The organism is Neorhizobium phenanthreniclasticum (assembly GCF_040066075.1).
Classification (GTDB): Bacteria; Pseudomonadota; Alphaproteobacteria; order Rhizobiales; family Rhizobiaceae; genus Neorhizobium; species Neorhizobium petrolearium.
In genome coordinates this window covers 52,659-79,383 of sequence record NZ_JBEAAL010000028.1, presented here as the reverse complement: position 1 = coordinate 79,383, position 26,725 = coordinate 52,659, and the positions used below count along the sequence as shown (strand labels likewise).

Genomic DNA, 26,725 nt, shown 5'->3' with positions numbered 1-26,725 from the left:
GGAACCTATCCGGCCTTCCGCAGTTGACCGATCTCTCGATCAACCCACAAGGAGGCCGGTATGGCAGAGCCAGTCAGAAATAGGTCGTCTTTCGACCACGAGCCCAGCGAAGACTTCGGCAACGAGATTGCAACCCTGCGCTCCGAGATCGCCAGCCTGCGCGAGCTTTTCGCTGAAAAGACCGGCATGGCCTACGGCAAGATCGCAGAACGTGCCAGCGGTGCGGCAAGTTACGTCCAGCACGAGGCCTCTTCGGTCGCAGGCACGATCAGGGAACATCCTGCCGCCACGACCACCCTCTTTACTCTGATCGGCGCGATCGGCTTTGCGATCGGTTATGTCGTCGCGACCGCCGCGGCCGACAGCAAACAGGCGTGGTACCGTCGTTATATCAACGACCGCTTCTAGCAAAAGAGGAAGTCGTTTCCGGATGGCAGGTGCGGAAAGACCGGAAACTGAAAGCGTGGCCCGTGACGCGGCGCGCTTTCAGGAGGTTGCTTCGCCGTTCGATGCCGGGTCCTGGCTGACATCGACCCAGATTGCTCCGGTCAGGTCCGCCATTCGGTCCGGGCTGATACAGACGGCGGCGTTGATCGCGCCCGCCGCCGGCACGACTTCGGAAAATTTTCGGAGCGAGACGTCGCAATAGACCGGCACCGGCGTTGCAAGTCCGAACGGGCAGACGCCGCCGACCGGATGGCTGGTGATCGCCATGACCTCTTCGCTGCCGAGCATCCGCGGCTTTGCGCCGAAACGATCCCGGAATTTCCGGTTGTCGAGCCGGCTTGTGCCTGACATGACGACAAGCGCCGTCGATTCGCCCGCGCGCACGCAGATCGTCTTGGCGATCTGTTCAGGTGCCACGCCATGGGCTTCGGCAGCAAGCGCCACCGTGGCGGAACTTTCCTCGGTGACGATGACTTCGATATCGGGAGCGCGGGTGGCGAAGAAGGCGCGGACGGATTCGAGACTCATGAGCGAAACATGGCCCAGGAAAAGGCGTATCGCAAGCAAGGAAGAAAGCTATGCAATTCTTGCATTGCTGCGGTGCAAAATTTTGGCTGTTTTTTGAGCTTCAATCCTGTATAACCAAATCATCGACGGGCGCACTCCTCCTCCCAAGCGCCCACGATGGGACCAGCAACACCTCCTCCTCCCGGTTGTTGGTCAGTTTCAGAAGCCCGGCGCACCTCCTCCCGCGCCGGGCTTTCTGCTTTTGGCGAAGCTGACGGCTTGTTATTTCAAGACATCTGCAAGTGTCAGCCGGCCTTGACGCGTGCCGCTGCGGGCACTAAATCCTCGACTATCGATATTTGTTTGATAGCCAGCACTTGGCTCATTTGCCTCGCCTGCGACGATCTCTCCTTCAAATACGAAACTTTCAACGTTCCTATGCGCCTAGGCGCGGAATAGTCGGTCATTTGCAAGAGAAAGGCATCGTTATGGCGACCGGTACTGTAAAGTGGTTCAACGCAACCAAGGGCTATGGCTTCATTCAGCCGGACGACGGTTCGCAGGACGTCTTCGTTCATATCTCCGCTGTGGAGCGCGCTGGCCTCGGTCAGCTCAAGGACGGGCAGAAGCTCTCCTACGAACTCGTCAGCGACAAGCGTTCGGGCAAGGTTTCGGCGGATCGCCTCCAGGCGGCCTGATCAGCGCGACAACCGACGCTTTTCGAAAGGCCGGCTTGTCCGGCCTTTTTTGATGTTTCCAGTTCGTCTCTTGCAGAAGCTGATGATCATCCCCATCTGTTGCTCAACAGCATTTCCGACGCACCGCATGGTCGGGGCTTGAGAAGGCCTGGCGATGATGTGTGTAACGGCAAATACGGGCGACCGTGCCGTCTCTAAAATGGTTTTCATGTCCGCGTTAACGGAATGTTTTCCATTTGGCGAGACGATGACCGCTGGAGCCGGAGTGATCTTACTGAAGATCGCAAGCGGCCGCGTCGGAAATGCTTGCCCCCATTTCGAGTGACCACGGATGTACTGGCACCGGTGAATGGGGTGGAAAGGTCGGGCTCGCCCGGCCTTTTTGTTTTTCAGACCCTGCCGCTTCCGCGGCAGGGTCTTTTCATGTCTTCGGAGTTACTTCGCAAGCGCTTCGATGATGCGCGCCCAGGAGCGGATGCCCTTGTGGAAGGACTTCAGGTCGTATTTCTCGTTCGGCGAATGAATTCGGTCGTCGCTGAGGCCGAAGCCGACGAGCAGCGACTCCATGCCGAGCATCTTCTGGAAATCTCCGACGATCGGGATCGAGCCGCCGACGCCGACGACGAGCGCCGGCTTCGGCCATTCTTCCGTAAGGGCGGTTTTGGCCTTGGTCAGCACAGGAGAATCATAGGCGAGCTGGATTGCCGGCGAACCGCCATGTTTCAGGAATTCCACCGAGCAATCGGCCGGGATCTTCGAGCGCACATAAGCGCGGAAGCTCTCGCGGATCTTTTCCGGGTCCTGTCCACTGACGAGGCGGCAGGAGACCTTTGCCGATGCCTTCGAGGCGATGACGGTCTTGAACCCCTGACCCTCGTAGCCCCCGCTGATGCCGTTGATCTCGCAGGTCGGCCGCGCCCAGAGGAGCTCGAGCAGCGAACGACCCTTTTCGCCGGCGAGTTCGGAAAGACCGACTTCGCCGAGGAAATCGCTGCGGCTGTTGCCCAGCGCTTCCCATGACGACTTGATGTTGGAGGGAGTTTCTTCGACGCCGTCGTAGAAGCCTTCGAGCGTCACGCGACCGGTTTCGTCATGGAGGCCGCCGAGGATCTTCGAGAGAATCTGGATGGGGTTGGCTGCTGCACCGCCATACATACCGGAATGCAGGTCGCGATTGGCGGCGGTGATGATGACTTCCTCGCCGACCAGGCCGCGCAGTGAGGCTGTAATTGCCGGTGTATCCGCGTCCCACATACCGGTATCACAGACGAGCGCGTAGTCGGCCTTCAGCTCGTCGGCATGAGCTTCGAGGAAAGGCTTCAATGAGGGCGAGCCCGATTCTTCTTCCCCTTCGAAAAGCACGGTAACCCGCACCGGCAGGTTGCCGTGCACGTCCTTGTAGGCGCGGCAGGCCTCCACGAAGGTCAGGAGCTGGCCTTTGTCATCGGAAACGCCGCGACCGGTGACGATCTTGCGGCCGTTGCCGAGGTCCTTGACCTTAGGGTCGAAGGGGTCGTCTTCCCACAGCTCGATCGGGTCGACCGGCTGCACGTCGTAATGGCCGTAGAAGAGCACGTGCGGCGCATCGGTCCTCGCGCCGGGATGATGGCCGACGACCATGGGATGACCGCTCGTATCGCGCACAGAGGCTTCGAAACCGATATTTTCAAGCTCCGCCACCAGCCATTCGGCCGCCTTGCGGCAATCGTCCTTGAAAGCGGGATCGGTGGAGATCGACCGGATGCGGACAAGGCCGAACAGGCGTTGGAGGCTGGCTGTAAGGTTCTGGTCGGCGCGGTCGAGAACGGAGGAAAGATCAGTCATGAAGAGATCCTGTCTTTGAAATGCGAGACCCTGAAGCCTCTCGGAAGCGGGTCTCTTGGAAAAACGTGTCAATCGTTACGGCGTCCGACTGTGTTAGCAAGCCTCCGCGGGTCGGCACAATGGCAAAGAGGAAAACTGCGGCCGCAGATGGGAGGCCTGCCGGGAGAGGCTAAAGTTTCCGCGCGTTCTCGACGATCATTCGCATGTACTCGATCATCAACTCCCGTTCGAAGCGCTTGAAGCCCGAAAAAAGGGCGGCATCCGCTTCGGCTGCGGCTTCCACGGCCTGGACCTCGAGATCGCGGCCAAGCTGGGTGAGTGTGATGATCTGCGCCCGGCGGTCACCGGGGTGGGGCGCGCGCTGGATGAGCCTATCCCGTTCCATCCGCGAAAGCGTATTCGCAAGCGTCGCCTGCTCCACGTCCAGCCTGTCAAGGAGTTGCTTCTGGGTAAGCCCGTCCTCCTGCCAGAGTTCGAGCAGGACGGGGAATTGGCCCGGGGAGAACCCCAGTGCCATCGACCGGCTCTGCAGGGAGCGTGCAAAACCCTTGGCCAATTGACTGGCCAGATAGGTGGCAGAATGCCGACGGTCGAATGTCATGATCTAGGTCTCCATCCCCTCCCTTGATGCGCCCTTCGAGATGTGAATCCAGCAGATATATCGCACGCCATGCTTTCGCCAAGCCTGTGCGAAGACATGCAGGATGACAAGTTTTTCGTTCTCAGGAAAATGAAAAACCGCCATGGCCGGGAGGGGACAGCCATGGCGGTTCTGATGGAGGGGCAAAGACCCGGAGAGGGGGATAGGTCTTTGCCCGGTCTGGTGCGGCGGGGGACAGGCCGGCTGCCAGACTGCGGCGTGATCAATCGCCGGTACACATGAGATGTGAGGCTGAATGCGGCTTTTCAAGGGAACCGTCTATTACAAATCAGTAACGTTCGGGTGAGGATCGGAAGCCGGGCGACAGGCGAAGTTTTCATGGACGGATGAAATGCCTCACGCTATTCCTTTGGCCCATGAAAAAAGGCGATCATCTTTTCCTTGTCGACGGTTCCGGCTTCATCTTCCGTGCGTTCCACGCGTTGCCGCCGCTCACTCGTAAATCCGACGGCCTGCCGGTCGGCGCCGTCTCCGGCTTCTGCAACATGCTCTGGAAGCTGCTGACCGATGCGCGTGACACATCCGTCGGTGTGACGCCGACGCACTTCGCGGTCATCTTCGATTATTCAGCGAAGACCTTCCGCAAGGACATCTATGACGCTTATAAAGCCAACCGGCAGGCGCCGCCCGAAGAGCTCATCCCGCAATTCGGGCTGATTCGCGAGGCCACCCGCGCCTTCAACCTGCCTTGCATCGAGACGGAAGGTTTCGAGGCGGACGACATCATCGCCACCTACGCGCGTCAGGCCGAGGCGATCGGAGCCGACGTGACGGTCGTCTCCTCAGACAAGGACCTGATGCAGCTCGTGACGCCGATGGTCCACATGTATGACAGCATGAAGGACAAGCAGATCGGCATTCCGGACGTCATCGAGAAATGGGGTGTGCCGCCGGAAAAGATGATCGACCTCCAGGCCCTGGTCGGCGATTCGGTGGACAATGTGCCGGGTATTCCGGGCATCGGTCCGAAGACGGCTGCACAGCTTCTCGAGGAATTCGGTGATCTCGATACGCTGCTTGCCCGTGCCGGCGAGATCAAGCAGGTGAAGCGGCGGGAAAACATCGTTGCCAATGCCGACCAGGCGCGCTTGTCGCGCCAGCTCGTGTCACTCAGGACCGACGTGCCGCTCGACCTGGCCCTCGATGCGCTGGTGCTGGAGCCGCAGAACGGCCCGAAGCTGATCGCCTTCCTGAAGGCCATGGAGTTCACCACGCTGACCCGGCGCGTGGCGGCGGCCTGCGATTGCAATGCCGAGGAGATCGAACCGGCCGTCCTGAAGATCGAATGGGGAGAGAGGGCCCACGGACCGGATCTCGATGCCGGGGTTCCGGCGAAAGCGCCGATCGATACCGGCGAGGCCGCGGCCGAAGCGCCGGCGAGTCTCCCCAAGGCGGCCGTCGCAAAGGGTGTCGGGGGCGCAACGCCCGCCGAACTGGCGCAGGCCCGCATCGAGGCTTTTGCCAAGGCCAAGCTCGACCCGAGTTGCTATGTGACGGTCCGCGATGTCGAGGTGCTCGACGACTGGATCAGGGCGGCGCAGGAGACCGGCCTTGTCGGCTTCGATACGGAAACCACTTCCCTTGATCCGATGCAGGCGGAACTCGTCGGCTTCTCGCTGGCAATCGCCGACAATACCGATAATCCGACCGGCCTTGCCGTTCGTGCGGCCTATGTGCCGCTGATCCACAAGACGGGAGTGGGTGACCTGCTCGGCGGAGGACTTGCGGAGAACCAGATTCCGACATCCGAGGCGCTTGCCCGCCTGAAACCGCTGCTTGAAGATCCATCGGTCCTCAAAGTTGCCCAGAACCTGAAGTTCGATTATCTGGTGATGAAGCGCCACGGCATCACGGTCGAAAGCTACGACGACACGATGCTGATGTCCTATGTCCTGGAGGCCGGCAAGGCCAACCACGGCATGGACGCGCTTTCGGAACGCTGGCTGAACCACAAGCCGATTGCCTTCAAGGATGTCGCCGGCAGCGGCAAGTCGGGCGTGACTTTTGACTATGTCGACATCGACAAGGCGACAGCCTATGCGGCGGAAGATGCCGATGTGACGCTGCGCCTCTGGATGGTCTTGAAGCCGCAACTGGCTGCCATGGGTCTGACCACCGTCTACGAACGGCTGGAACGGCCGCTGGTCGAAGTCCTGGCGCGCATGGAAGAGCGCGGCATCACGATCGACCGGCAGATCCTCTCGCGCCTTTCCGGCGAGCTTGCCCAGAAGGCGGCTGCTTTCGAAGACGAAATCTATCAGCTCGCGGGCGAGAAGTTCACCATCGGCTCGCCGAAGCAACTCGGTGATATCCTGTTCGGCAAGATGGGCCTGCCGGGCGGAGCCAAGACCAAGACCGGCCAATGGTCGACATCGGCGAGCGTGTTGGAAGACCTTGCGGCTACAGGCCATGAACTGCCGCGCAAGATCGTCGACTGGCGGCAGCTCACCAAGCTGAAGTCCACCTATACGGATGCGCTGCCGGGCTATGTCCATCCCGAGACGAAACGGGTCCATACCTGTTATTCGCTGGCGTCCACCACGACCGGGCGCCTTTCGTCCTCCGAGCCGAACCTGCAGAACATCCCGGTACGCACGGCGGAAGGACGAAAAATCCGCACGGCGTTCATCTCGACGCCCGGCCACAAGCTCGTCTCGGCCGACTACAGCCAGATCGAGCTGCGCGTGCTCGCCCATGTCGCCGATATTCCGCAACTGCGGCAAGCCTTTTCGGACGGTATCGACATCCATGCCATGACCGCGTCCGAAATGTTCGGCGTGCCGGTGGAAGGCATGCCGAGCGAGGTTCGCCGCCGCGCCAAGGCGATCAATTTCGGCATCATCTATGGCATTTCCGCCTTCGGGCTTGCCAACCAGCTCGGCATCGAACGTTCGGAAGCGGGCGACTACATCAAGAAATATTTCGAGCGCTTCCCGGGCATCCGCGACTATATGGAGAGCACCAAGAGTTTTGCGCGAGAGAACGGCTATGTGGAGACGATCTTCGGCCGCAGAGCGCATTATCCGGAGATCAAGTCCTCCAATCCCTCCGTGCGGGCATTCAACGAACGGGCATCGATCAACGCTCCGATCCAGGGTTCGGCAGCGGATATCATCCGCCGCGCCATGGTGAAGATGGAGCCCGCGCTCGCGAAAGCGGGCCTGTCGGCGCGCATGCTCCTGCAGGTGCACGACGAATTGATCTTCGAAGTCGAGGATGAGGAGATTGAACGGACATTGCCGGTGATCATTTCGACCATGGAGCAGGCGGCCATGCCGGCGATTGCCATGAAAGTGCCGCTGAAGGTGGATGCGCGCGCGGCGAGCAATTGGGACGAGGCGCACTGAGACGATTGGGCTCAGTGCTCGCGCGGAGAATCCGGGTAGAGGGAGAGGAGTGCCGTCGAAAGCAGTTGGTCGGCATAGGAACGGGCGGAAAGCCGTGCGTCCGCTGTCATTCCCATTTCGTCGCACCTCTGGCGCACGGTCTCCAGCACCAGACTGGCAATGCCGCGGGCATGCCCGACATCGGCATCTTCAGACGTGTCCATGGCCAATGCCAGCGCGGTCATGGAGAGGATTTCGAGAACGACGACACGCGCCTCAAGGTCGGTTGCCGCTCCGGCACGTCGCTGTCCGTCAATCGGTTTGGTCTGATCCATGCTTTGCCCTTTCGCCCACGGGAAAGCAAATAGAGCCATGCGGAGGACTTTAAAGCATTGTTGGGAGGGTTTTCGCGAATTATCTTCCGAACGCAACACAACGATGGAGCGCCTCGACCATGGCCTTGCCTGCCATTTCGATCGAGCAGCTGTTATCGACCGTCATGACCTCATAATCGCCTTCGACCGAAAGCGAGCTACGCTCAAGCCGGCGAAGGATTTCTTCCCGCGTCTCCCGGCCACGTCCCTCCAGACGGGCGGCAAGCACATCGAGGTTCGCTGTCACGTTGATCACGATGAGCCGTGAATATGCCGCCTTGAAACGGCCGAGGGCGGAGCGGGAACCATTGGCAACGACGAGCCATCCCTGGTCGACTGCCTCCTTCGTCTCGACGGGGATGCCGTAGCGTAAGCCATGCGCACCCCAGGACACGGCAAAACGGCCGGCCTTTTCAAGCGCTTCGAATTCGGCTTCCGACACGCTGTCATGGTCCTCGCCGCCGGCGGCTGCATCGCGGGTGATGACCCGCCGCACGAAGATGACTTCGTCGCGCCCCTCGAAGAACCGGGCGGCATAGGCCATCAACGTGTCCTTGCCGGCGCCGCTCGGACCGACGACGGCGACCATGCAGCCACGTGAGACCGGTTCGGCCCCTGTCGGCCTCGCGTCCATCAGGCTACCCGCCGTCCTTCCCGCCAGACCGCTCGGGCGACCGGAACACCCTCCATGCGGTGGACGCGCACGACATCGGCGCGCAGCCCGGTCGCGATCCGGCCGCGATCATCGAGGCCGACGGTGCGGGCCGGCGTCGCGGTCACCATCGCAAGCGCCTTCGGCAGGGAAATGCCTCCCACTTCGTCAGCCAGCACGAAGGGTGCGTGCAGCAGGCTGAGCGGCACGTAATCGGAGGAAAGCACGTCGAGCACGCCCCGTTCGGCGAGATCGCGGGCAGCGATATTGCCGGAGTGGGACTTGCCGCGCACGATGTTCGGGGCGCCCATCAGCACGCTCATGCCGGCCTCGTGCGATGCCTTGGCCGCATCGAAGCTGGTCGGGAATTCAGCGAGCCTGACGCCGTTTTCGATCGCCTCGTCCACATGGGTGAGCGTTGCATCGTCATGGCTTGCGACCGTGATGCCGCGCTCGGCGCAGACTTTGGAGATGGCGCTACGGTGCGGCCCCGAATTGCGGGCCGACTCCCCCTGGCGCTTGGCCACGAAGGCGGCAAAGGCCTCGTCGCTGAGACCCCGCTTCGTCTGGTAATAGAGGGTATACTGGTCCATCGTCTGGAATTGCCGCTGGCCCGGCGCATGATCCATCAGCGAAACAAGCCGGACATGCGGATCGTTCTCGAAATCGACAAAATGCTCCATGCAGTTGTCGGCCGAGACCTCGCAGCGCAGGTGGATGAAGTGTTCCGAACGCAGCCGGCCTTGCCGGCCGGCAGCCTGGATGGCATCGGCCATTTCGCGCATCTCGCCCCTGACAAAGCCGCCGTCTTCATCCGCGCCCATGCGCAGGCAGTCGAAAACGGTGGTGATGCCGGAGGTCGCGACCTGAGCGTCATGCGCCTGGATTGCGGCCGTCGTGTTCCAGCGCACGCCCGGACGGGGCGAATAGTGCTGTTCCAGATGGTCGGTATGCAGCTCGACAAGGCCGGGGATCAGGTAATCGCCCTCGAAATCCTCGCCGACCCGGACACTGCCTTCGGAAATGTCTGCGATCCTGCCGTCACGGATCTGGATGGTGCCGTGCATCGTGCCGTCCTCCAGCACGATACAGGCATTGGTGAGAACGAGTTCGGCGGTCATGATGCGATCTTTCTATTCTCGGAAACGGGTGCGAGCGGAAGCCAGCGATGGACGGTGAAGGGCGCGCCCCTCTCGGTCTCGATGAAGAGCGCAAGCCCGTCGATCGTGAGCGGCGCGTTTGCAAACTCGGAAAAGCGGCGGTCCAGCTCTTCCCGCATGGCCGGTGCATATTCGGGCGGCACCTGACCGGTCAGCGTCATGTGGAAGCGGAATTCGTCCATGACGTAAGGATAACCCCAGCGGTCGAGGTTGGCGCGGTGCGTGGCGCTCATGGTCTCCGGTTTGCGCCGCGCGATATCCGCATCCGAAAGCGGAGCGCGGAAAGATTCGAATTCCTCGACGACACGGGCGGCGAAATGCTGGAGATCGGGATAGACCGTGTCGGGAACGAGCGCGAAGAAACGCCCGAGCTGCCCGACGATGACGTTCGGAATGTCGAATGCCGGAGTGTCTGCGGCGAAGCGCTCGACGGCGGCGACCAGTTGCGCCTCGGTCTGGTCCGGATGCAGCTCGAACGGCGCCTTGAGCGTCGCATGGAAGCCGTAGCGGCGCGGATCGGCGGTCAGCTCATGGATAGTGTCCCTGGCCAAACCGTCCGCCTCCGGCGTCGGGAACGTCTCGCCGGTAAAGGCGTCGCGGCCGAGCCACTGCGTCGCCGCTTTCGTCAGCGGATTGGTTTCGGCGGGCGAAAAGTAAAGAGCATAGCGCAAGACAGGATTCCGGAATCAGAAGAAGCCGGCGGAAGACTACCCCGCCGCCTCACGTCAAAACAGGACCTCCGGCTAAAAGATTTCCATGACAGAATGATGATGCCGGCTGTTCAATGGTTCGTTTTACCGATGAGCCGGGAGCGCAGGGCATTCGAAATATTGTCGAACAGGAAGACGACGATCAGGATCAGCACCACCATATAGGCGACGTTCTCCCAGTCGGAATTGGTGCGCATCGCCTCCCAGAGCTTGAGGCCGATGCCGCCGGCTCCGACCGCGCCGATGACGGTGGCGGACCGGATATTGGACTCCCAGAAATAGAGCGCCTGCGACATGAAGACCGGCATGACCTGCGGCACGACGCCGAAGCGCTGCACGGCGGACGGCGGCGCCCCGACGGAGCGCACGCCCTCGCGTTGCTTGTCATCGATATTCTCCAGCGCTTCCGAATAGAGTTTGCCGAACGTGCCCGTATCGGTGAAGAAGATCGCCGAGATGCCGGCAAGCGGCCCGGGACCGAAGGCGCGGGTAAAGAACAGCGCCCAGATCAGCATGTCCACCGAGCGCAGGAAGTCGAAGAAGCGCTTGGTGATCTGGTTCACCGGCCGGTTGCGCAGGATGTTACGGGCGGCGATGAACGACAGCGGAAAGGCGAGCATCGTGGCGAACAGCGTGCCGATGAAAGCCATGACGACCGTCTGCAAAAGCTTGGTCCACACGTCCAGGTGCTGCCAGGACGGATTGTAGAGGATGTCGTTCCAGGCGAGCGACAGGTTGCTGCGCGACGGATCGAGCCGTTCGCCGGAGATGACGAGGCCCGCCACCTCGCCGGCGGATTTCCCGAAGAAGACGGAATTGGTGTCGAAGAAGAAGTTCTCCCAGCCGAGGAACCGCTTGCGCACGCGCACCCGCTCCGCGGATATTTCCGCCCAGCCGGAGAAGCCGAAATAGGCGACCACGCGAGCGCCCGGAGACCGTTGCTCGGCCCATTCGGGCAGGGGGCCGTCCGCGCGCACCTCGCCGGACGTGCGGTCGAGAATGAGGGTGACGGTTTCCGTGCCGCGTGTGAGAACGACCTCGTCCGGTTTCACGTCGATCGTGCGCGATGTCCCCAGTGTGACGAACGCATGCGTCACGATCTCTTCCTTGCGTGTCTGGCTGGCGGTCGCCGCTTGCGGGGCGGCCTGCCCCGGCTTCTGTGCCTGCGCCATGAAGCTGAAGCTGGATGAGGGGGCCGCGGACTGGGTGGAGGGTGCCGCCGGAGCCTCGATCGTGCGGGTTACCGTTTCGCGCGTGGCCTCGAGCCAGTCAGGGTTCGGATTGGGGCCAATCGGGTCGAAACGGGGATAGCTGATCCGCATGGCGCCGTCCGCGTCGATCTCGATATCCGGGCGGATTTCGTAGGAAATCCAGTCGGCCAGATAGCTGCCGGCAATCCCCCAGTTGGCATCGTTGATGACCTTGCCGACCGCGAAGAACCACCAGGAGAAAACCAGATAGACGGCAAACGAGAACACGATGATGGGAATGTGAAACCGTTGCCACAGGGTGCGCCTGAATATCTCGGGGTGGCGCTTCGCCAGCATTTCCATCTCGGCGGTATTGAGAAGAGTCATGGTGGCACCCGGTCAGATCACGTGGAAGGCCTGCTCGCCGACCAGTCTGCGGCGGAGCCAGGCGGAAAACTGGTCGACGGCGATGATCGTCAGAAGCAGCAGGAGGATGATCGCGAGCGTCTTCGCCTCGTGACCGCGTCCGATCGACAGGCGGAGTTGTTCGCCGATGCCGCCGCCGCCGACGGCGCCGATGATGGTCGAGGCCCGGACGTTGATCTCCAGGCGCAGCAGGAAGTAGCTCATGAAATTCGGCATGACCTGCGGCACCATGCCGAACCAGGCCCGCTCCACCCAGTTCGCGCCCACGGCCTTCAGGCCTTCCTCCGGCTTCATGTCGGCGTTTTCGATCACTTCGAAGAACAGCTTGCCAAGCGCACCGATGGTGTGGATCGCAACAGCGATCACCGCCGGCAGCGGCCCGAGAGACAGGATCGCCAGGAAGAAGCCGGCGAGCACCACTTCCGGGAAGGCGCGCAGGATTTCCATGAACCGGCGTGCCGTACCGCGTATCCAGACATTGGTGGTCATGTTGCGGGCGGCGAGAAATGACAGGAGAAATCCGAAAACCAGCCCGATCAGCGTGGCCAGAAGCGCGATGTTGAGCGTTTCCGCCATCTTGTAGAAATATTCGGGTATGTAGATGCTGCCGGTCACATATTGGCGGCCCTCCACATAGTCGTATTTCATGCTGCCGTCGTAATAGGGCGATGGAAGGTCGAATAGCGCCCGCCAGATTTCCATCCCGTCCCGCGGTACGAGCTCGCCGACGAAGTCGAAGAAATGCGGCAGCCGGTCGAAGAACTTGCCGGCATTGGTCTCGTTGGCGAACCACAGCGAGCCTGAAACCGTGATCAGCAGGATGACTGCGGTCAGCACGGTATAGAGGCGGCGCTGGCCCGCAAGCTGCTGCCAGTGGCGCTCGACCATCAGCCCGTTGTCGGTCAATCGCGGCTGCGATACGGAAGTCGGCATATGCTTTCCCTGATCCCGGCAGGCAAGATAAGGCCGTCGAGCGGATATCCGTTCGACGGCCGCTTCATCGGGCTTTATCAGCCGCCGATCGTTGCCTTGCGGGCGTCGACGATAGGCTTGTAGAAGTCGGCATTCACTTCGGCGAAGCCGGTAAAGTCACCGCCCTGAACGGCGGAGAAGCAGGCCGGATCGGCCTTCGGCAAATCCATCATGAACTGCTTGAACTTGGCCTTCATGTCGGTGTTCATCGACGTGCGGACGACGACCGGGCCGTTCGGGATGAGCGGCGATTTCCAGAGCTCGACGAGGTCGTCCATGTTGAGGATGCCCTTGTCGACCATCTTGCGCAGGTTGCCGGACGAATAGCCGTCCTTGAATTCGCCGACGCCCGAGCCCCAGGTCGTGCCGGCAGCAAACGTGCCCTTGACGACTTCGAGAACGAGGTTCTCGTGACCGCCGCCAAAGCCGGTTTCGCTGAAATATTCCTTGACCGGTGCGCCGATGGCTTCCGGAAGGGTAACGGTCGGGATGAGGAAGCCGGACGTGGAGTCCGGATCGGCAAAGCCGAGCTTCTTGCCCTTCATGTCGGAGAGCTTGGTCATGCCCGAATCCTTCCGGGCGACCATGATGGAGTAGTAGCCCATCGATCCGTCGGTCTGGACCGTGGTCAGGATCGGCTCGACGGCGGCCGGATTGGCAAGGTAGACCTTGGCATAGGCTGAGGCGCCAAGCTCGGCATAGTCGAGCGTGCCGCCGAGCAGGCCCTGAACGACGCCGTCATAGTCGGCGGCCGGGAAGAGCGAGACTTTTTCGACGCCCAGAGCGGCCGGCAGCTTGTCGACCATGCACTGGAAATTGCGCAGGCGGTCGGCTTCATTCTCGCCGCCGAGGATGCCGATGCGGAATTCCTTGAGGTCTTCGGCCGCGGCGGAACCGGCGACCGCGATGAGTGCGGCCGCTGTGAGAAGGGCTTTCTTCAACATGAGTTCATCTCCTGGTTTTCCGGGATTACCGGAAGCTTGGTTCAGAAAGGGTGCCCTTGACGCGGGCAGACGATCCTGGTGCGGCTCAGGCCCTGGCGGTCGCCAGTGCCTCGATGCCGGCAGATAGCGGCTTGCCGGCGGGGCTTGCTGCGCCGGAAATGTCGATGCTGGTGGATGTCATGGTTTCATCGATGCCGGCACCGTCCCTGTCGGAGCCGTAGATTTCGCGCACTGCCGCTGCCGTCAGCTCCTGCGGCGGACCGTCGAAAACGACATGGCCCGCTGCCATGCCGATGATGCGTTCGCAATAGTTTCGCGCCGTATCGAGCGTATGCAGGTTGGTGATGACGGTAATGCCTTCGCGCTCGTTGATGTCGCGAAGCGCATCCATCACGATCTTGGCGTTGAGCGGATCGAGCGATGCGATCGGCTCGTCGGCGAGCACCATTTTGGGATCCTGCATGAGTGCACGGGCGATCGCGACCCGCTGCTGCTGCCCGCCCGACAGAGTTCCGGCCCGTTGCAGCGCCGTCTGTTCGATGCCGAGACGCTCCAGGGCGGCGATCGCCATGAGCCGCTCTTCCCGGCTGAAGATGTTGAGAAGGCTCGTCACCGTCGAACGGTGATTCAGTCGGCCGAGCAGCACATTGGTGAGCACATCCAGGCGCGGCACCAGGTTGAACTGCTGGAAGATCATCGCGCAGTCACGCTGCCAGTTGCGGAGCGCCGCACCCTTGAGCGAGGACACCTCGATCCCACCAAAATGGATGGAGCCGGAGCTTGGGTCCTGAAGGCGGTTGATCATGCGCAGGAGGGTGGATTTGCCGGCGCCGGAGCGGCCGATGACGCCGACCATCTGGCCCTGGGGAATTTCCACGCTCACGGCATTGACCGCGATACGATCGCCAAAACGGCGGGTGACCTTCCTCAGTTCGAACTTCATGCTCTCTTGCCCGTCCAACCCTGTTATACAGTTTCGATTAGCGGGGGTTCATGAAGCCTGAATGTCGGTTTTATGTCGGTATTGTTACAATCCCCCGGTGTTTGTAACGGTTGTGTTACGCCGCATGGCGGGACAGGAATTCTTCCGCTGAAAGTGCCCGGAAATCCTCAAGTGCGGCTCTCAATTTCAGGTGGTCCCAATCCCACCAGGCGAGCCTGTCCATGGCCTCGCCGACCGCTTTTGTAAAGCGCTCGCGAATGAGTTTAGCTGGCACGCCGCCGACGATCGTGTAGGGCGCGACATCCTTCGAGACGACCGCACCGGCGCCGATCACCGCGCCGTTGCCGACGGTGACGCCGGGCAGGACGGTTGCGCCATGGCCGATCCAGACGTCATGCCCGATCACGACGCGATGGTCGCGCCGCCATTCAAAGAAGCTTTGTTCGTTTTCCGCGTCGTCCCAGTAATTTGCAGCGCGGTAGGTGAAGTGATGCAGCGTCGCCCGCCAGGTGGGGTGATTGGTGGCGTTGATGCGCACGGAAGCGGCCATGTTGACGAACTTGCCGATCGTCGCGCACCAGATCGACCCGTCCTGCATGATGTAGGAATAGTCGCCGATCTCGGCCTCGTCGATGCGGCAGCGTTCGGAGACTTCCGTATAGCGGCCTAGCGTGGAATTGTTGACGCGGGCGCTTGGATGGATAGCCGGCTCAAGACCAAGCTTCTTGCTCATGCTGCGACTGCCTTTCGGGGAGAGAATTGCGTGACGTCGAGAATGCGGTCTGCCACCGCCTCGCGCACTTCCTCGTCGTGGAAGATGCCGAGAAGGGCCACGCCCTCCCGCTTCTTCCCTGCGATCATCTCGACCACGACCTGCCGGTTGACGGCATCGAGCGAGGCGGTCGGCTCGTCGAGGAGCAGGATGCGGTGGCTGGTGATGAAACCGCGCGCGATGTTGACGCGCTGCTGTTCGCCACCGGAGAACGTGGCGGGCGGCAGCGACCAGAGCTCCTGCGGCAGGTTGAGCTTGGCGAGCAGTTCCGCGGCTTTCTCCCGGGCTTCGGCTGCCGCAACGCCGCGTGCGACGAGTGGTTCGGCGACGACATCGATCGCCGCCACGCGCGGCACGGTGCGCAGGAACTGGCTGACATAGCCCATTGTATGCCGGCGGACATCGAGAACTGTGCGTGGATCGGCACGGGCGATATCGATGAGCCGGTCCTTGTGGTCCACGAGAATCTGTCCGGAGTCGACGGCGTAGTTGCCGTAGAGCATCTTCAGGATCGAGCTCTTGCCGATGCCCGAGGGACCGCCGAGCACGACGCACTCGCCGCTTGCGACGGAAAAGCTCACGTCGTTGACGACCGGCAGCTTGATGCCGTCGCGCAGGTGCATGGTGAAGCTCTTGAAGACTTCCGAAACGACGAGGGGAGTTGCCATTGATCTTCTCCTCAGACCTGAAGAATGGAAGAGACGAGCAACTGCGTATAGGGCTCGCGCGGGTCGTCGAGCACCCGGTCGGTCAGCCCATGCTCGATCACGTGGCCGTCCTTCATCACCATCATCCGGTGCGACAGCAGGCGTGCAACTGCAAGATCATGGGTGACGACGATCGCCGACAGGCCAAGGTCGTTGACGAGGCCGCGCACCAGGTCGAGCAGGCGGGCCTGCACGGAAACATCGAGCCCTCCGGTCGGCTCGTCCATGAAGACGAGGCGGGGATGGGTGACGAGATTGCGGGCGATCTGCAGGCGCTGGCGCATGCCGCCGGAAAAAGCGCGCGGCTGGTCGTCGATGCGGTCGGTCGAAATTTCGACGCGGGCGAGCCAGTCGCTCGCCGTCTCGCGGATCTTGCCGTAATGCCGGTCGCCGACCGCCATCAGCCGCTCGCCGACATTGGCACCGGCGGAGACCGTCATGCGCAGCCCGTCGGCCGGGTTCTGGTGCACGAAGCCCCAATCCGTGCGCATCAGGAAGCGGCGCTCCGCCTCGCCCATGTGGTAGAGGTCGCGGAAATTGCCGTCGCGCATGCGGTATTCGACGCTGCCGGTCGTCGGGATCAGCCGGGTCGAAAGGCAATTCAGGAGCGTCGTCTTGCCCGAGCCGGATTCTCCGACGATGGCGAGCACTTCGCCCGGCCAGAGCTCGAAGGAAACATCCTTGCAGCCGATGCGGCTGCCATAGAATTTCGAAACGCCGCTGACTTTGAGGAGGGGGGTATCGGTCATGGCGTATTGTCCTTGAATGCCGATGCGCAAAATTCACCCCCCTCTGTCCTGCCGGACATCTCCCCCTCAGGGGGGGAGATCGACAAGCGGGGAAGCCTTAGTCTCAAATGAGGTCGGGCTTTCTGGCAAACGATGTTTTCGAGAGCTGTCGAGCGAGTGCGCCTATCCGATCTCCCCCCTTGAGGGGGAGATGTCCGGCAGGACAGAGGGGGGTAAATCACCCATCCGGTCATTCTGCTGCCTCTTTGTTGGGCGCCAGCATCGCGCCGGCATGGCGGTGTTCGCGGCGCTCTTCGCAATGGTCGGTGTCGGAGCAGACGAACATGCGGCCGCCCTTGTCGTCGAGCACCACCTCGTCGAGATAGACGCCCTCGGCGCCGCAGAGCGCACAGGGCTGTTCGAATTTCTGGATCTCGAACGGATAGTCTTCGAAATCAAGGCTCACTACGTCGGTATAGGGCGGCACGGCATAAATGCGCTTCTCGCGGCCGGCGCCGAAAAGCTGCAACGCTTCCGACAGATGCATTTTCGGATTGTCGAATTTCGGCGTTGGCGACGGGTCCATGACGTAGCGCCCGGCGACCTTCACCGGATAGGCATAGGTCTTCGAGATGCGGCCGTTATGCGCGATGTCCTCGTAGAGCTTCACATGCATGAGCCCGTATTCCTCCAGCGCGTGCATCTTGCGCGTCTCGGTCTCGCGCGGTTCGAGGAAGCGCAGCGGCTCCGGGATCGGCACCTGGTAGACGAGGATTTGGCCTTCGGCGAGCTTCTGCTCGGGAATGCGGTGGCGCGTCTGGATGATCGTCGCATCCTTGGTATGGGTGGTGACGGCGACGTTCGCGACCTTCTGGAAGAAGGCACGGATCGAAACCGCGTTGGTCGTGTCGTCGGCGCCCTGGTCGATCACCTTCAAGACGTCGTCGGGGCCGATGATCGAGGCGGTCACCTGCACGCCGCCGGTACCCCAGCCATACGGCATCGGCATTTCGCGGGAGGCGAAGGGCACCTGGTAGCCGGGGATGGCGATTGCCTTCAGGATCGCGCGGCGGATCATCCGCTTCGTCTGCTCGTCGAGATAGGCGAAGTTATAGGTGGCGAGGTCGGTCACTCGGCAGCCTCCTGCAGGTCCTTGCCGCTGTTGCGGGCGGCTTCGATATCGGCGCGCATCTTGCGCACCAGAGCGAGTTCCGCCTGGAAGTCGACGTAGTGCGGAAGCTTCAGGTGTTCGACAAAGCCGGTGGCCTGCACGTTGTCCGAATGGGAGATGACGAATTCCTCGTCCTGGGCCGGCGCGGTGATGTCTTCGCCAAGCTCCTCGGCACGCAACGCGCGGTCGACCAGCGACATAGACATCGCCTTGCGTTCGCTCTGGCCGAAGACCAGGCCGTAGCCGCGGGTGAACTGCGGCGGCGCCTTGGAGGAGCCCTTGAACTGGTTGACCATCTGGCATTCGGTGACGCGGATGCGCCCGAGCGAGACGGCAAAGCCGAGTTCCGCGACCTCCATTTCCACCTCCACTTCGCCGATGCGGATTTCGCCGACGAACGGGTGGTTTCGGCCGTAGCCGCGCTGGGTGGAATAGCCGAGGGCGAGCAGAAAACCCTCGTCGCCGCGGGCAAGCGCCTGCAGGCGCAGGTCCCGGCTCATCGGAAATTCCATCGGTTCCCGCGTCAGGTCACCGGCCTGATGATCCGCGGGAAACTCACCGTCCGGCTCGATCAGGCCTTCATGGGCAAGGATGTCGGAAACCCGCATGATGCGTTCATCCGAAGCATCCTTCCGCTTCGGCTCATCGACCGGCTCGTCGGCGAGCAGCGAGGGGTCGAGCAGGCGGTGCGTGTAATCGAAGGTAGGCCCGAGAAGCTGGCCGCCCGGCAGATCCTTGTAGGTCGCCGAGATGCGTCGCTCGACTTTCATGGTTGCGGTATCGAGAGGAACAGAAGCGCCGAAACGAGGCAGTGTCGTGCGATAGGCACGCAGGAGGAAGATCGCCTCGATCAGGTCACCGCGTGACTGCCGGACGGCAAGGGCTGCGAGCGCCCGATCATAGAGCGAAGCTTCTGCCATCACCCGGTCGACGGCAAGCCCGAGTTGCTCGATGATCTGACCGATGGTGACGGAAGGAAGGGAGCGGTCGCCCCGGCGCCGGTCGGCCAGCAACTCGTGAGCGTTATTGATGGCGGCCTCGCCACCCTTGACAGCAACATACATGGTTTCACTCTCCTGCCCATCGTCCGGCATCCCCGCTAGATGCCGGAAAGGGTTGGTCACTCTGCCTCAGGGGCTGAAAAATCAGACACCCGTTCACTGGACTGCGATCTTGGTCGTTCGCGGCAGGCACAACAGGGTCTTGCCGGCCGTCAGGATGACGTCGATGCCGCGCGGGAAGAGCGCCCGGTTCTCGGCCCACAGTCTCGGAAAAACGTCGGGAAGTCCTCTGACCCTGGCGGTCGTGGCGTCCTGGATGCCGGGGCCGGTCAGTGTAAGCTGCTGGCCCTCGTCGAGAGCTGCGACCTCGATCATCAGCGTCGTGGAACGGTCCGGATATTCCTGAGTGCCGGCGGCAAACAGGCCGAAGGAGGCGAGCGTTGCGCCAGCCTCGACGAACGCGAACCGGGCCTCCGCTTTCTCGCGGGTAACCGGCGCGCCAGTGTGGAACACCATCCATTCGCCGACGGAGGATTTTGCAAGGCCGGCGCTCAGCCAGACCGGCGTCTCGTGGTCGCAGAGGGTCAGCGCGATTGCGCCTGCCGCTCCTCCCAGAGGTTCAGGCTGGCCGACATCGGAGCTCACGGTGCGGATCATCCCCGGCCGCGCCATGCCGTCCATCAGCAGGCGGAACATGCTCTGGGATTCGAATACCGGTTCACCGAACCCGCCGGAAAACGCTTGCGGCTTGATGCTCATCAATCCTCCCCCCGTACCATTGTGAAGAAATCGACCCGGGTTGCTGCGGTCTCCTCCGCCTTTTGCCGGTCCTCCGCGGCAATGCGTGTCTCTATGGGGGCAAGCAAAGCGGCCTCCACGAAAGCGCGCGTCTCCGCTTCCTGCCAGAGCGCGTCGAACACGGCGGCAAGCCGCGCCTTTTCCTTATCGGTCCCGAGCGCTTGCGCGTGGCCCGCCGTGCCGGATGCGAGCAGCACCGTTGCGCGGGTCACCGTCGCCTCGCCGAGGTTGAAGGGGGCGCCGCCGCCGCCGATGCGCCCGCGCACCATGACGAGCCCGGTCTCCGGCCCTCGCACGGGCTTCACATCCGGTTTTGTCGGAAGCTCCTCCCAGGCGGTGTTCAGTTCGACCGTCTTTGCGCGCGCGAGGAGGTTGGCCGCGCGGCGGCGTCCGGCCATTTCTTCACTCGCCTCGATTTGTTTTGCTAGGTCCATTGCCAAGCCCTCAAATGTCTATTAATATAGACAACCATACAAATCATATTATTCATAACTCTCGGATATAACAAGCGTGTGACATGGATGTGGGACAGATAAACGTCCAACGGCAGAATGGCGTGGCGCTTTGGCGGCAGATCGCCGATCGCATCCGGGCTTCGATCGCCAACGGTGAATACGACGCGACCGGCATGGTGCCGCCCGAGATGGTGCTGGCCGCCCAGTTCGGCGTAAACCGCCATACGGTGAGGAGCGCGCTTGCGGCGCTGGCCCAGGAGGGCATCGTCCGTGCCATGCAGGGACGCGGCACGCTGATCGAGCGCAAGGAGCGTTTGAATTTCCCGATCTCCCAGCGTACCCGTTTCACGGAGGGTATCGGCGATCAGGCGCGGAAAAAGGAAGGCTTGCTGTTGAGCTCGGCGGAGGAGCCGGCATCGGCCGCTCTTGCCGCAAGCCTGCGCATTGCAGAGGGTGCTCCGGTCATCCGGCTGGAAACGCTGAGAAAGGCCGACCGGCGACCGGTCTCGCGCTCGACCAACTGGTTCCCGGCCGGCCGTTTCGCCGGAATGAAGGAGGCTTATGAGGCCAGTGGTTCGATCACTGCGGCCTTTCAGGCACTCGGCCTTTCCGATTACTGGCGCTTTTCGACGGAGATCACCGCAACCCATGCCGATGGGGCAGACCTTGCCGACCTGCAATTGTCGCCCGGGGCCATCATCCTCGTCGCCCGGGCGTTGAACGTCGATCCGGACGGGGTGCCCGTGCAGTATGCCGTCAGCCGTTTTCCGGCGGATATGGTCCAGTTCACGATCGCGAATTGAAAACGCCGGCCCCTGTACGAAACAAAGGCCGGCATCCAGAATAGAAGAAGCGGCGCTCGATGTCAGTGCGCGCCGGACATGTCGCCTAGAACCTGCTTGGAGGCGACTGTCGAGTCGGGGTTGAGCTTGTAGACCATCGGTACGCCGGTCGCGAGGTTGAGCTTCAGGATCTCTTCCTTGCTGAGCCGATCGAGCACCATTACCAGCGCACGCAGGGAATTGCCGTGTGCGGCGACGAGAACCGTCTCTCCTCGCAGTACGCGCGGCAGGATCTCCGTCATGTAATAGGGCCAGACGCGGGCGCCGGTGTCCCGCAGGCTCTCGCCGCCCGGCGGCGGCACGTCATAGGAACGGCGCCAGACATGCACCTGTTCCTCGCCCCATTTGGCGCGGGCGTCATCCTTGTTGAGGCCGGAAAGATCGCCGTAGTCGCGTTCGTTGAGCGCCTGGTCGCGGATCGTTTCGAGGTCAGGCTGGCCGACCTTTTCAAGCACGATGCGGCAGGTTTCCTGGGCGCGCTTCAGCGCTGACGTGAAGGCGATATCGAACTTGATGCCAGTGTCGGCGAGCGCCTGCCCGCCCGTCTCGGCTTCCTGGATGCCGAGCGGGGTGAGATCGACGTCACGCCAGCCGGTGAACAGGTTTTTGAGATTCCAGTCGCTCTGGCCGTGACGGACAAGGACGAGGGTGCCGCTCATGAAAAGAAATCCTCCGGAAAGTTCAGCGGGAAAGCCCGAGCACGTCGAGCATGGAATAAAAGCCGGGCTTCTTGTCGCGCGCCCAGAGCGCCGCCGCAACCGCGCCGCGCGCGAAGATGGAGCGGTCGCGCGCGCTGTGCGACAGCGTGACGAGTTCGCCTTCGCCGGCAAGGATGATGGAATGGTCGCCGACGACCGAACCACCGCGAAGCGTCGCAAAGCCGATCGTGCCGACAGGGCGTGGGCCCGTATGGCCATCGCGGACCCTGACAGACTGGCTTGCCAGATCGATCCCGCGCCCCTTGGCCGCCGCTTCGCCGAGCAGCAGCGCCGTCCCGGACGGTGCATCGACCTTGTGCTTGTGATGCATTTCCATAACCTCGATATCCCATCCCGTTGCGGGAAGGGCTCTCGCCGCCTGTTCGGTAAGCACGCCAAGCAGGTTGACCCCGAGGCTCATATTGCCGGACTTGACGACGCGCGCATGACGGGCGGCGGCCTTGAATTTCTCCTCGTCCTCTACCGAGCAGCCGGTCGTGCCGATGATATGGACGATACGGGCCTGGGCGGCGAGGCCGGCGAATGTGACGCTTGTTGCCGGGGTGGTGAAATCGAGCACGCCTTCGGCATCGAGAAAGGCCTGCAGCGGATCGGTGCTCACGGGCACGCCGAGCGGGCCGACACCCGCGATCTCGCCCGCGTCCTTGCCGATGAATGCCGACCCCTCGCGTCCCACCGCCGCATGCAGCATCACGCCCTCGGTTTCATGGATAACCCGAATCAGGGCTTGGCCCATCCGGCCCGCCGCGCCGACCACCACCAGTCTCATGTCATTTGCGGCCATGTGCGACGTAGTCCCTAGTTTCGTCAGATGCGCTTTTCAGGCGATTGCAGATTGTTGAGCCGAGCGTAAAGACCGTCCTTGCGCTGTGCAAGCACATCGTGGGTACCTTCCTCCACGACGCGGCCTTCATGCATGACGATGATCTTGTCGGCCTTGACAACGGTCGAGAGACGATGGGCGATGACGATCACGGTGCGGCCGCGCATGGCCGTGTCGAGCGCTTTCTGGACGGCCGCTTCGGATTCGTTGTCGAGCGCGGACGTGGCCTCGTCGAGAAGCAGGATCGGCGCGTTGCGCACCAGTGCCCGGGCGATCGAAAGGCGCTGCCGCTGGCCGCCGGAAAGCGTCATGCCATTTTCGCCGACCGGCGTTTCATAGCCCATGGGCTGCGCGAGGATGAAGTCATGCGCATAGGCAAGCCGCGCGGCTTCCTCGACTTCCTGATCGGTCGCATCCGGCCGACCGTAGCGGATATTGTCGCGGATCGAGCCCTCGAAGAGATAGGGCTGCTGCGAGACATAGGCGAGCTGGCGGCGTAGCGATTGCCTGGTGACGTCGGCGATGTCCTGTCCGTCGATCAGGATGCGGCCTTCCGTCGGGTCGTAGAAGCGCGGGATGAGGTTGATGATCGTCGATTTGCCGGCTCCCGATTGACCGACCAGCGCGGTCGTCTTTCCGCCCTCGGCGACGATATCGACACCCTGAAGAATCGGGCCGCCATTGGCATAGGAGAAGGTGACGCCTTGCAGTTCGACGCGGGCATCTTTAACGACGAGATCCCTGGCGCCCGGCTTTTCCCGCTGGTGCGGTTGCATGTCGAGCAAATCATAGATCATTCGAGCGTTTACAACCGCGCGCTCGATCTGGACTTGCATTTTGGCAAGCCGCCGGGCCGGGTCGTAGGCCATCAGGAGCGCCGCCACAAAGGCGAAGAAAGCTCCGGGCGGAATATTGTCATAGATCGAGCGGAAGGCCGCATAGGCGACTACGCTGGAAATAGCGAGACCTGCAAAAGTCTCGGTCAATGGCGACGTGCGCTCCGAAAGCCGGGCTATGCGGTTGCTGCGACGTTCCGCCGTGTCGATGATGCGATTGACCTTGCGGTTGAGCTCATCCTCCATGGTAAACGCCTTGACGACGGTAATTCCCTGGATTGTCTCCTGCATGGCGCCGAGCACCTGGCTGTTGACTTCCACCGACTCCCGCGTTGCTGCGCGAAGACGTCGTGAAACATAGCGCAGGGCATAAAGAAGCGGCGGAGCAACGGCGAACACGATCAGCGACAGAACCCAATCCTTGGAAACCATGACAGCGATCAAGGCAATGAGCGTTAGCAGGTCGCGCGCCGTAGACGTAACCGTCAGGTTCAGCACGTCGCGGATGCCGGAGATATTCTGGTTGAGCTGAGCTGCAAGCTGGGCCGAGCGCTTTTCGGCGAAAAAGCCGACCGAGAGCGCCATGAGGTGTCTATAAATGCGCTGCTGATATCTGGCGACGATGTTGTTGCCGATTTTCGAGAGAGTAACGGCCTGACCATAAGTCGCAAAGCCGCGAAGCAGAAACGCCAGGAAAATCGAGCCGCAGATCCACCATACGATATCGGCTCGCTTGTTGGCGAAGGCCTCGTTGACGACCGACTCCATGATCCAGGCGGTGAAAGCGGTGGAAAGCGACATCGCCACGAGACACAGAATCGCAAAGATGTAGCCACGAACGTGATCCTTGCCATTCTCAGCGATGACGCGTTTTAGAACGCTGGCGGCTGTGCCCGAATCGATATGGTGTCTTTTGTCCTTGGCAGCTTTCAAAGGTTTTCCCGTACCGGCTTTAAAGATGCGATATCCGTGCGGGGCGTATTAAACGCTCAGGAACGCTTTTGAAAGCGGCAGGTCCCAGATTCGAGTGTGCTGTTGCATTCCGGCATGGGCCGAGACCAAAATCGGCGGCTTGTGTAATTATGATCCTTGCAGGCGGGTTTGGTTCCGCGTTGTTCCTTACGAACCGCGAAGAACCCGGGCCATGGTGGGAGTGAGTTCGCCTTGGCTGAAGCTCTGCACGTCTTTGTAGCTTAGCCGACCGGAAGCGATGGCATTGACGTACCGCTGGCAGACGATCCGAGGGGTCTTCGCATCGGCACTATTGGCGAACCATCCGAGTGCTTCACGCATTTCGGCATTCCAATCGATCGGTTTGCCGACGCATTTTTCGACAGCTTTCGCCCGCAATCCCGGATTCGATTTCAGCGCTGCCGCAAGCTCCTTGAACTCCTTTTCGGTCGTGCAACTCGCGAGACCTATGCAAATGACGACAACGCCCAAATTACGAAAAATATTAGAAAACATGAAGATAATGCCCCCAAAAAGTGGATACCGTCTCCATCAAAATCGGAGGGAAGGCAAGAGGTCATTTAAGCCAGCGGCGGCCATCCATGGAGATCCCATAGGCGGAGGGCGTGCGGGCAAAGCTTGCAAGCCCGGCGAGAGCCGCCTGCGGATGGGTGACCACGAAGGTGGGGATCGTGCGCATCAGCTCGGTATGCGGTGCCTTGTCCTCGAATGCTGTGCGGAATTCCGGGCCTTTCAGCGCCGGGATGATCTTCTGCGAGATGCCGCCGGCGAGATAGACGCCGCCGCGCGCCATGAAGATGAGCGCCATGTCGCCCGCCACGCGACCGAGATAGGTGGCAAAAAGCGCAAGCGTTTCGACCGCCTGCGGGTTCTCGCCGTTGAGGCCATGCGCCGTGATGTCGGCCGGATCGGAAAACGCCGGCTCCAGCCCATCGGCCGCACAGACAGCTTGATAGATGTTCACGACGCCGCGGCCGCTCAATATCTCTTCGGCGGAAACGCGGCCTTCGATCCTCCTGAGATGCGGAAAGATCTCGAAATCACGCTCCGAACGGGGCCCGACATCCACATGCCCTCCCTCGCCGGGAACCGGAAACCACATGTGCCGGGCGTAGACGAGGCCTGCGACGCCGAGTCCTGTTCCGGGGCCTAGCACGACGCGGGAGGCGAGATGCGGCTCGTCATTGGGGCCTAGCGCTTCGCGATATTCCTCCGGCAGCGCGGCGATCGCGAGCGCCTGCGCCTCGAAGTCGTTGACGACCAGCACGTCCTCGAAGCCGAGATTGGCGATCATCATCTTCGGGCGGACGATCCAGTCGCAATTGGTCAGGTCGATCTCGTCACCGTCGATCGGCCCGGCAACGGCAAGGATTGCCGAACGCGGCTGCACCGAAGTCTTGTCCAGCACGACCGTCTGGATCGCGTCATCGATCGTGGCATAATCGGCGGTGCGGACATGCGGGAAGGGCTTCGGCTCGGCATAGGCGTCGATCAGGATCGAAAAGCGGGCGTTCGTCCCTCCGATGTCGCCGATCAGGATCGGAAAGGGCAGTTTGTCGGTCTTCATGCTATCGGCCATCGGGGAGCTCAGTCCTTCTGAAAGTCGATGAGTTTTTCGGCTGTAGCACGGTTGAGTGCCATGGGTATATCGTAGACGGTCGCAAGTCGCGTCAGCGCTTTCACGTCGACGTCATGGGGCAGCGCGCTCAAGGGGTCGATGAAGAAGATCAGCATATCGACCTCGCCGGTGGCGATCATCGCGCCGATCTGCTGATCGCCGCCGAGCGGGCCGCTCTTCAGCCTGGTGACCTCAAGCTCGGGGCAGGCGTCCTGGACCCGCCCGCCCGTCGTGCCGGTCGCGACGATGCGGAAACGGGCGAGCGCGTCCTGATGATGGCGGGCAAAATCGGCCATGTCGTCCTTCTTCTGATCGTGCGCGATCAGTGCGATGCAGGCTGTGGCCGACATGAGGGGGATCCTTCCCGAAAGCGACTTTCAATCGATTTGCAACGCGTTCTAGCGCGCCAACTCATCCTTGGGAAGGTGGAGGAGGGGCCGGCGCTTTCA

28 protein-coding genes are annotated in these 26,725 nt (G+C 61.9%); 4 read left to right on the top strand and 24 right to left on the bottom strand.

Annotated elements, in window-relative coordinates:
• Positions 1-60 precede the first annotated feature (60 nt).
• Positions 61-408: a hypothetical protein gene (locus tag ABK249_RS27160; protein WP_037151575.1), complete on the top strand. Its 348-nt coding sequence runs from the start codon at positions 61-63 to the stop codon at positions 406-408.
• A gap of 78 nt (positions 409-486) precedes the next feature.
• Here ABK249_RS27160 and ABK249_RS27155 read toward each other — a convergent pair whose 3' ends face one another.
• Positions 487-975, bottom strand: a complete 489-nt coding sequence (locus ABK249_RS27155; protein WP_037151873.1) for a YbaK/EbsC family protein — start codon at positions 973-975, stop codon at positions 487-489.
• Between the two features lie 467 nt (positions 976-1,442).
• On the opposite strand from ABK249_RS27155, the gene ABK249_RS27150 reads away from it, so the two are divergent.
• Entirely contained in the window at positions 1,443-1,652 is a 210-nt protein-coding gene (locus tag ABK249_RS27150) for a cold-shock protein (RefSeq protein WP_037151572.1), read from the top strand.
• A 435-nt stretch (positions 1,653-2,087) separates the two neighbouring features.
• On the opposite strand, the gene ABK249_RS27145 is transcribed toward ABK249_RS27150, so the two are convergent.
• Complete coding sequence (locus ABK249_RS27145; RefSeq protein ID WP_348864584.1) at positions 2,088-3,476, bottom strand: dipeptidase; 1,389 nt, start codon at positions 3,474-3,476, stop codon at positions 2,088-2,090.
• Positions 3,477-3,645: 169 nt separating this feature from the next.
• Positions 3,646-4,077, bottom strand: coding sequence for a MarR family winged helix-turn-helix transcriptional regulator (locus tag ABK249_RS27140; protein ID WP_348864583.1), 432 nt, complete (start codon positions 4,075-4,077; stop codon positions 3,646-3,648).
• Positions 4,078-4,493: 416 nt separating this feature from the next.
• On the opposite strand from ABK249_RS27140, the gene polA reads away from it, so the two are divergent.
• Positions 4,494-7,484, top strand: a complete 2,991-nt coding sequence (gene polA / locus ABK249_RS27135) for a DNA polymerase I (protein ID WP_348864582.1) — start codon at positions 4,494-4,496, stop codon at positions 7,482-7,484.
• An 11-nt stretch (positions 7,485-7,495) separates the two neighbouring features.
• Here the strand turns inward: polA and ABK249_RS27130 are convergent, their stop codons facing one another.
• From ABK249_RS27130 to phnG, 15 genes are all read right to left on the bottom strand, one after another.
• Positions 7,496-7,798 (bottom strand): hypothetical protein, encoded by a 303-nt coding sequence (locus tag ABK249_RS27130; protein WP_037151559.1) that lies wholly within the window; start codon positions 7,796-7,798, stop codon positions 7,496-7,498.
• Between the two features lie 79 nt (positions 7,799-7,877).
• A complete protein-coding gene (gene phnN / locus ABK249_RS27125) occupies positions 7,878-8,471 on the bottom strand; it encodes a phosphonate metabolism protein/1,5-bisphosphokinase (PRPP-forming) PhnN (protein WP_348864581.1) in 594 nt (197 codons plus the stop codon).
• A complete protein-coding gene (locus ABK249_RS27120; RefSeq protein ID WP_348864580.1) occupies positions 8,471-9,610 on the bottom strand; it encodes an alpha-D-ribose 1-methylphosphonate 5-triphosphate diphosphatase in 1,140 nt (379 codons plus the stop codon). The genes phnN and ABK249_RS27120 overlap by 1 nt, the downstream gene beginning before the upstream one ends.
• On the bottom strand, positions 9,607-10,320 hold the full coding sequence (locus ABK249_RS27115; protein WP_348864579.1) for a DUF1045 domain-containing protein: 714 nt from the start codon (positions 10,318-10,320) through the stop codon (positions 9,607-9,609). The genes ABK249_RS27120 and ABK249_RS27115 overlap by 4 nt, the downstream gene beginning before the upstream one ends.
• Before the next feature lie 110 nt (positions 10,321-10,430).
• Positions 10,431-11,936 carry a phosphonate ABC transporter, permease protein PhnE gene (gene phnE / locus ABK249_RS27110; protein ID WP_348864578.1) on the bottom strand — a complete coding sequence of 502 codons (1,506 nt, stop codon included), beginning with the start codon at positions 11,934-11,936 and terminating at the stop codon, positions 10,431-10,433.
• 12 nt (positions 11,937-11,948) lie between these two features.
• Positions 11,949-12,908 (bottom strand): phosphonate ABC transporter, permease protein PhnE, encoded by a 960-nt coding sequence (gene phnE, locus ABK249_RS27105; RefSeq protein ID WP_037151546.1) that lies wholly within the window; start codon positions 12,906-12,908, stop codon positions 11,949-11,951.
• 77 nt (positions 12,909-12,985) lie between these two features.
• Positions 12,986-13,891: a phosphonate ABC transporter substrate-binding protein gene (gene phnD / locus ABK249_RS27100; RefSeq protein ID WP_348864577.1), complete on the bottom strand. Its 906-nt coding sequence runs from the start codon at positions 13,889-13,891 to the stop codon at positions 12,986-12,988.
• 85 nt (positions 13,892-13,976) lie between these two features.
• Positions 13,977-14,834: a phosphonate ABC transporter ATP-binding protein gene (gene phnC / locus ABK249_RS27095; RefSeq protein ID WP_227704919.1), complete on the bottom strand. Its 858-nt coding sequence runs from the start codon at positions 14,832-14,834 to the stop codon at positions 13,977-13,979.
• A gap of 115 nt (positions 14,835-14,949) precedes the next feature.
• Positions 14,950-15,567 (bottom strand): DapH/DapD/GlmU-related protein, encoded by a 618-nt coding sequence (locus tag ABK249_RS27090; protein WP_227704920.1) that lies wholly within the window; start codon positions 15,565-15,567, stop codon positions 14,950-14,952.
• On the bottom strand, positions 15,564-16,274 hold the full coding sequence (gene phnL / locus ABK249_RS27085; RefSeq protein WP_348864576.1) for a phosphonate C-P lyase system protein PhnL: 711 nt from the start codon (positions 16,272-16,274) through the stop codon (positions 15,564-15,566). The genes ABK249_RS27090 and phnL overlap by 4 nt, the downstream gene beginning before the upstream one ends.
• 11 nt (positions 16,275-16,285) lie before the next feature.
• On the bottom strand, positions 16,286-17,062 hold the full coding sequence (gene phnK, locus ABK249_RS27080) for a phosphonate C-P lyase system protein PhnK (protein WP_227704922.1): 777 nt from the start codon (positions 17,060-17,062) through the stop codon (positions 16,286-16,288).
• 229 nt (positions 17,063-17,291) lie between these two features.
• Entirely contained in the window at positions 17,292-18,173 is an 882-nt protein-coding gene (locus ABK249_RS27075; RefSeq protein ID WP_348864575.1) for an alpha-D-ribose 1-methylphosphonate 5-phosphate C-P-lyase PhnJ, read from the bottom strand.
• Positions 18,170-19,276 carry a carbon-phosphorus lyase complex subunit gene (locus ABK249_RS27070; RefSeq protein ID WP_348864574.1) on the bottom strand — a complete coding sequence of 369 codons (1,107 nt, stop codon included), beginning with the start codon at positions 19,274-19,276 and terminating at the stop codon, positions 18,170-18,172. The genes ABK249_RS27075 and ABK249_RS27070 overlap by 4 nt, the downstream gene beginning before the upstream one ends.
• Before the next feature lie 93 nt (positions 19,277-19,369).
• The gene (gene phnH, locus ABK249_RS27065; protein WP_227704925.1) at positions 19,370-19,972 is read right to left on the bottom strand and encodes a phosphonate C-P lyase system protein PhnH; all 603 of its coding nucleotides are present in this window, start codon (positions 19,970-19,972) and stop codon (positions 19,370-19,372) included.
• The gene (phnG, locus tag ABK249_RS27060; RefSeq protein WP_037151521.1) at positions 19,972-20,445 is read right to left on the bottom strand and encodes a phosphonate C-P lyase system protein PhnG; all 474 of its coding nucleotides are present in this window, start codon (positions 20,443-20,445) and stop codon (positions 19,972-19,974) included. Before phnG ends, phnH begins: the two co-directional genes overlap by 1 nt.
• An 83-nt stretch (positions 20,446-20,528) precedes the next feature.
• Between phnG and phnF the strand changes: the two genes are divergently transcribed.
• Positions 20,529-21,269 carry a phosphonate metabolism transcriptional regulator PhnF gene (phnF, locus tag ABK249_RS27055; protein WP_037151518.1) on the top strand — a complete coding sequence of 247 codons (741 nt, stop codon included), beginning with the start codon at positions 20,529-20,531 and terminating at the stop codon, positions 21,267-21,269.
• 62 nt (positions 21,270-21,331) lie between these two features.
• Here phnF and ABK249_RS27050 read toward each other — a convergent pair whose 3' ends face one another.
• The 6 genes from ABK249_RS27050 to ABK249_RS27025 form a co-directional block, all read right to left on the bottom strand.
• Positions 21,332-21,967: a 2,3-bisphosphoglycerate-dependent phosphoglycerate mutase gene (locus tag ABK249_RS27050; RefSeq protein WP_227704926.1), complete on the bottom strand. Its 636-nt coding sequence runs from the start codon at positions 21,965-21,967 to the stop codon at positions 21,332-21,334.
• Positions 21,968-21,989: 22 nt separating this feature from the next.
• Positions 21,990-22,811, bottom strand: a complete 822-nt coding sequence (gene dapB, locus ABK249_RS27045) for a 4-hydroxy-tetrahydrodipicolinate reductase (protein ID WP_348864573.1) — start codon at positions 22,809-22,811, stop codon at positions 21,990-21,992.
• A 23-nt stretch (positions 22,812-22,834) separates the two neighbouring features.
• A complete protein-coding gene (locus ABK249_RS27040; protein WP_348864572.1) occupies positions 22,835-24,619 on the bottom strand; it encodes an ABC transporter ATP-binding protein in 1,785 nt (594 codons plus the stop codon).
• 186 nt (positions 24,620-24,805) lie between these two features.
• Positions 24,806-25,153 carry a hypothetical protein gene (locus ABK249_RS27035; protein ID WP_348864571.1) on the bottom strand — a complete coding sequence of 116 codons (348 nt, stop codon included), beginning with the start codon at positions 25,151-25,153 and terminating at the stop codon, positions 24,806-24,808.
• A 61-nt stretch (positions 25,154-25,214) separates the two neighbouring features.
• On the bottom strand, positions 25,215-26,237 hold the full coding sequence (locus ABK249_RS27030; protein ID WP_348864570.1) for a glucokinase: 1,023 nt from the start codon (positions 26,235-26,237) through the stop codon (positions 25,215-25,217).
• A gap of 8 nt (positions 26,238-26,245) precedes the next feature.
• Positions 26,246-26,626 carry a methylglyoxal synthase gene (locus tag ABK249_RS27025; protein WP_037151501.1) on the bottom strand — a complete coding sequence of 127 codons (381 nt, stop codon included), beginning with the start codon at positions 26,624-26,626 and terminating at the stop codon, positions 26,246-26,248.
• Positions 26,627-26,725: the final 99 nt, after the last annotated feature.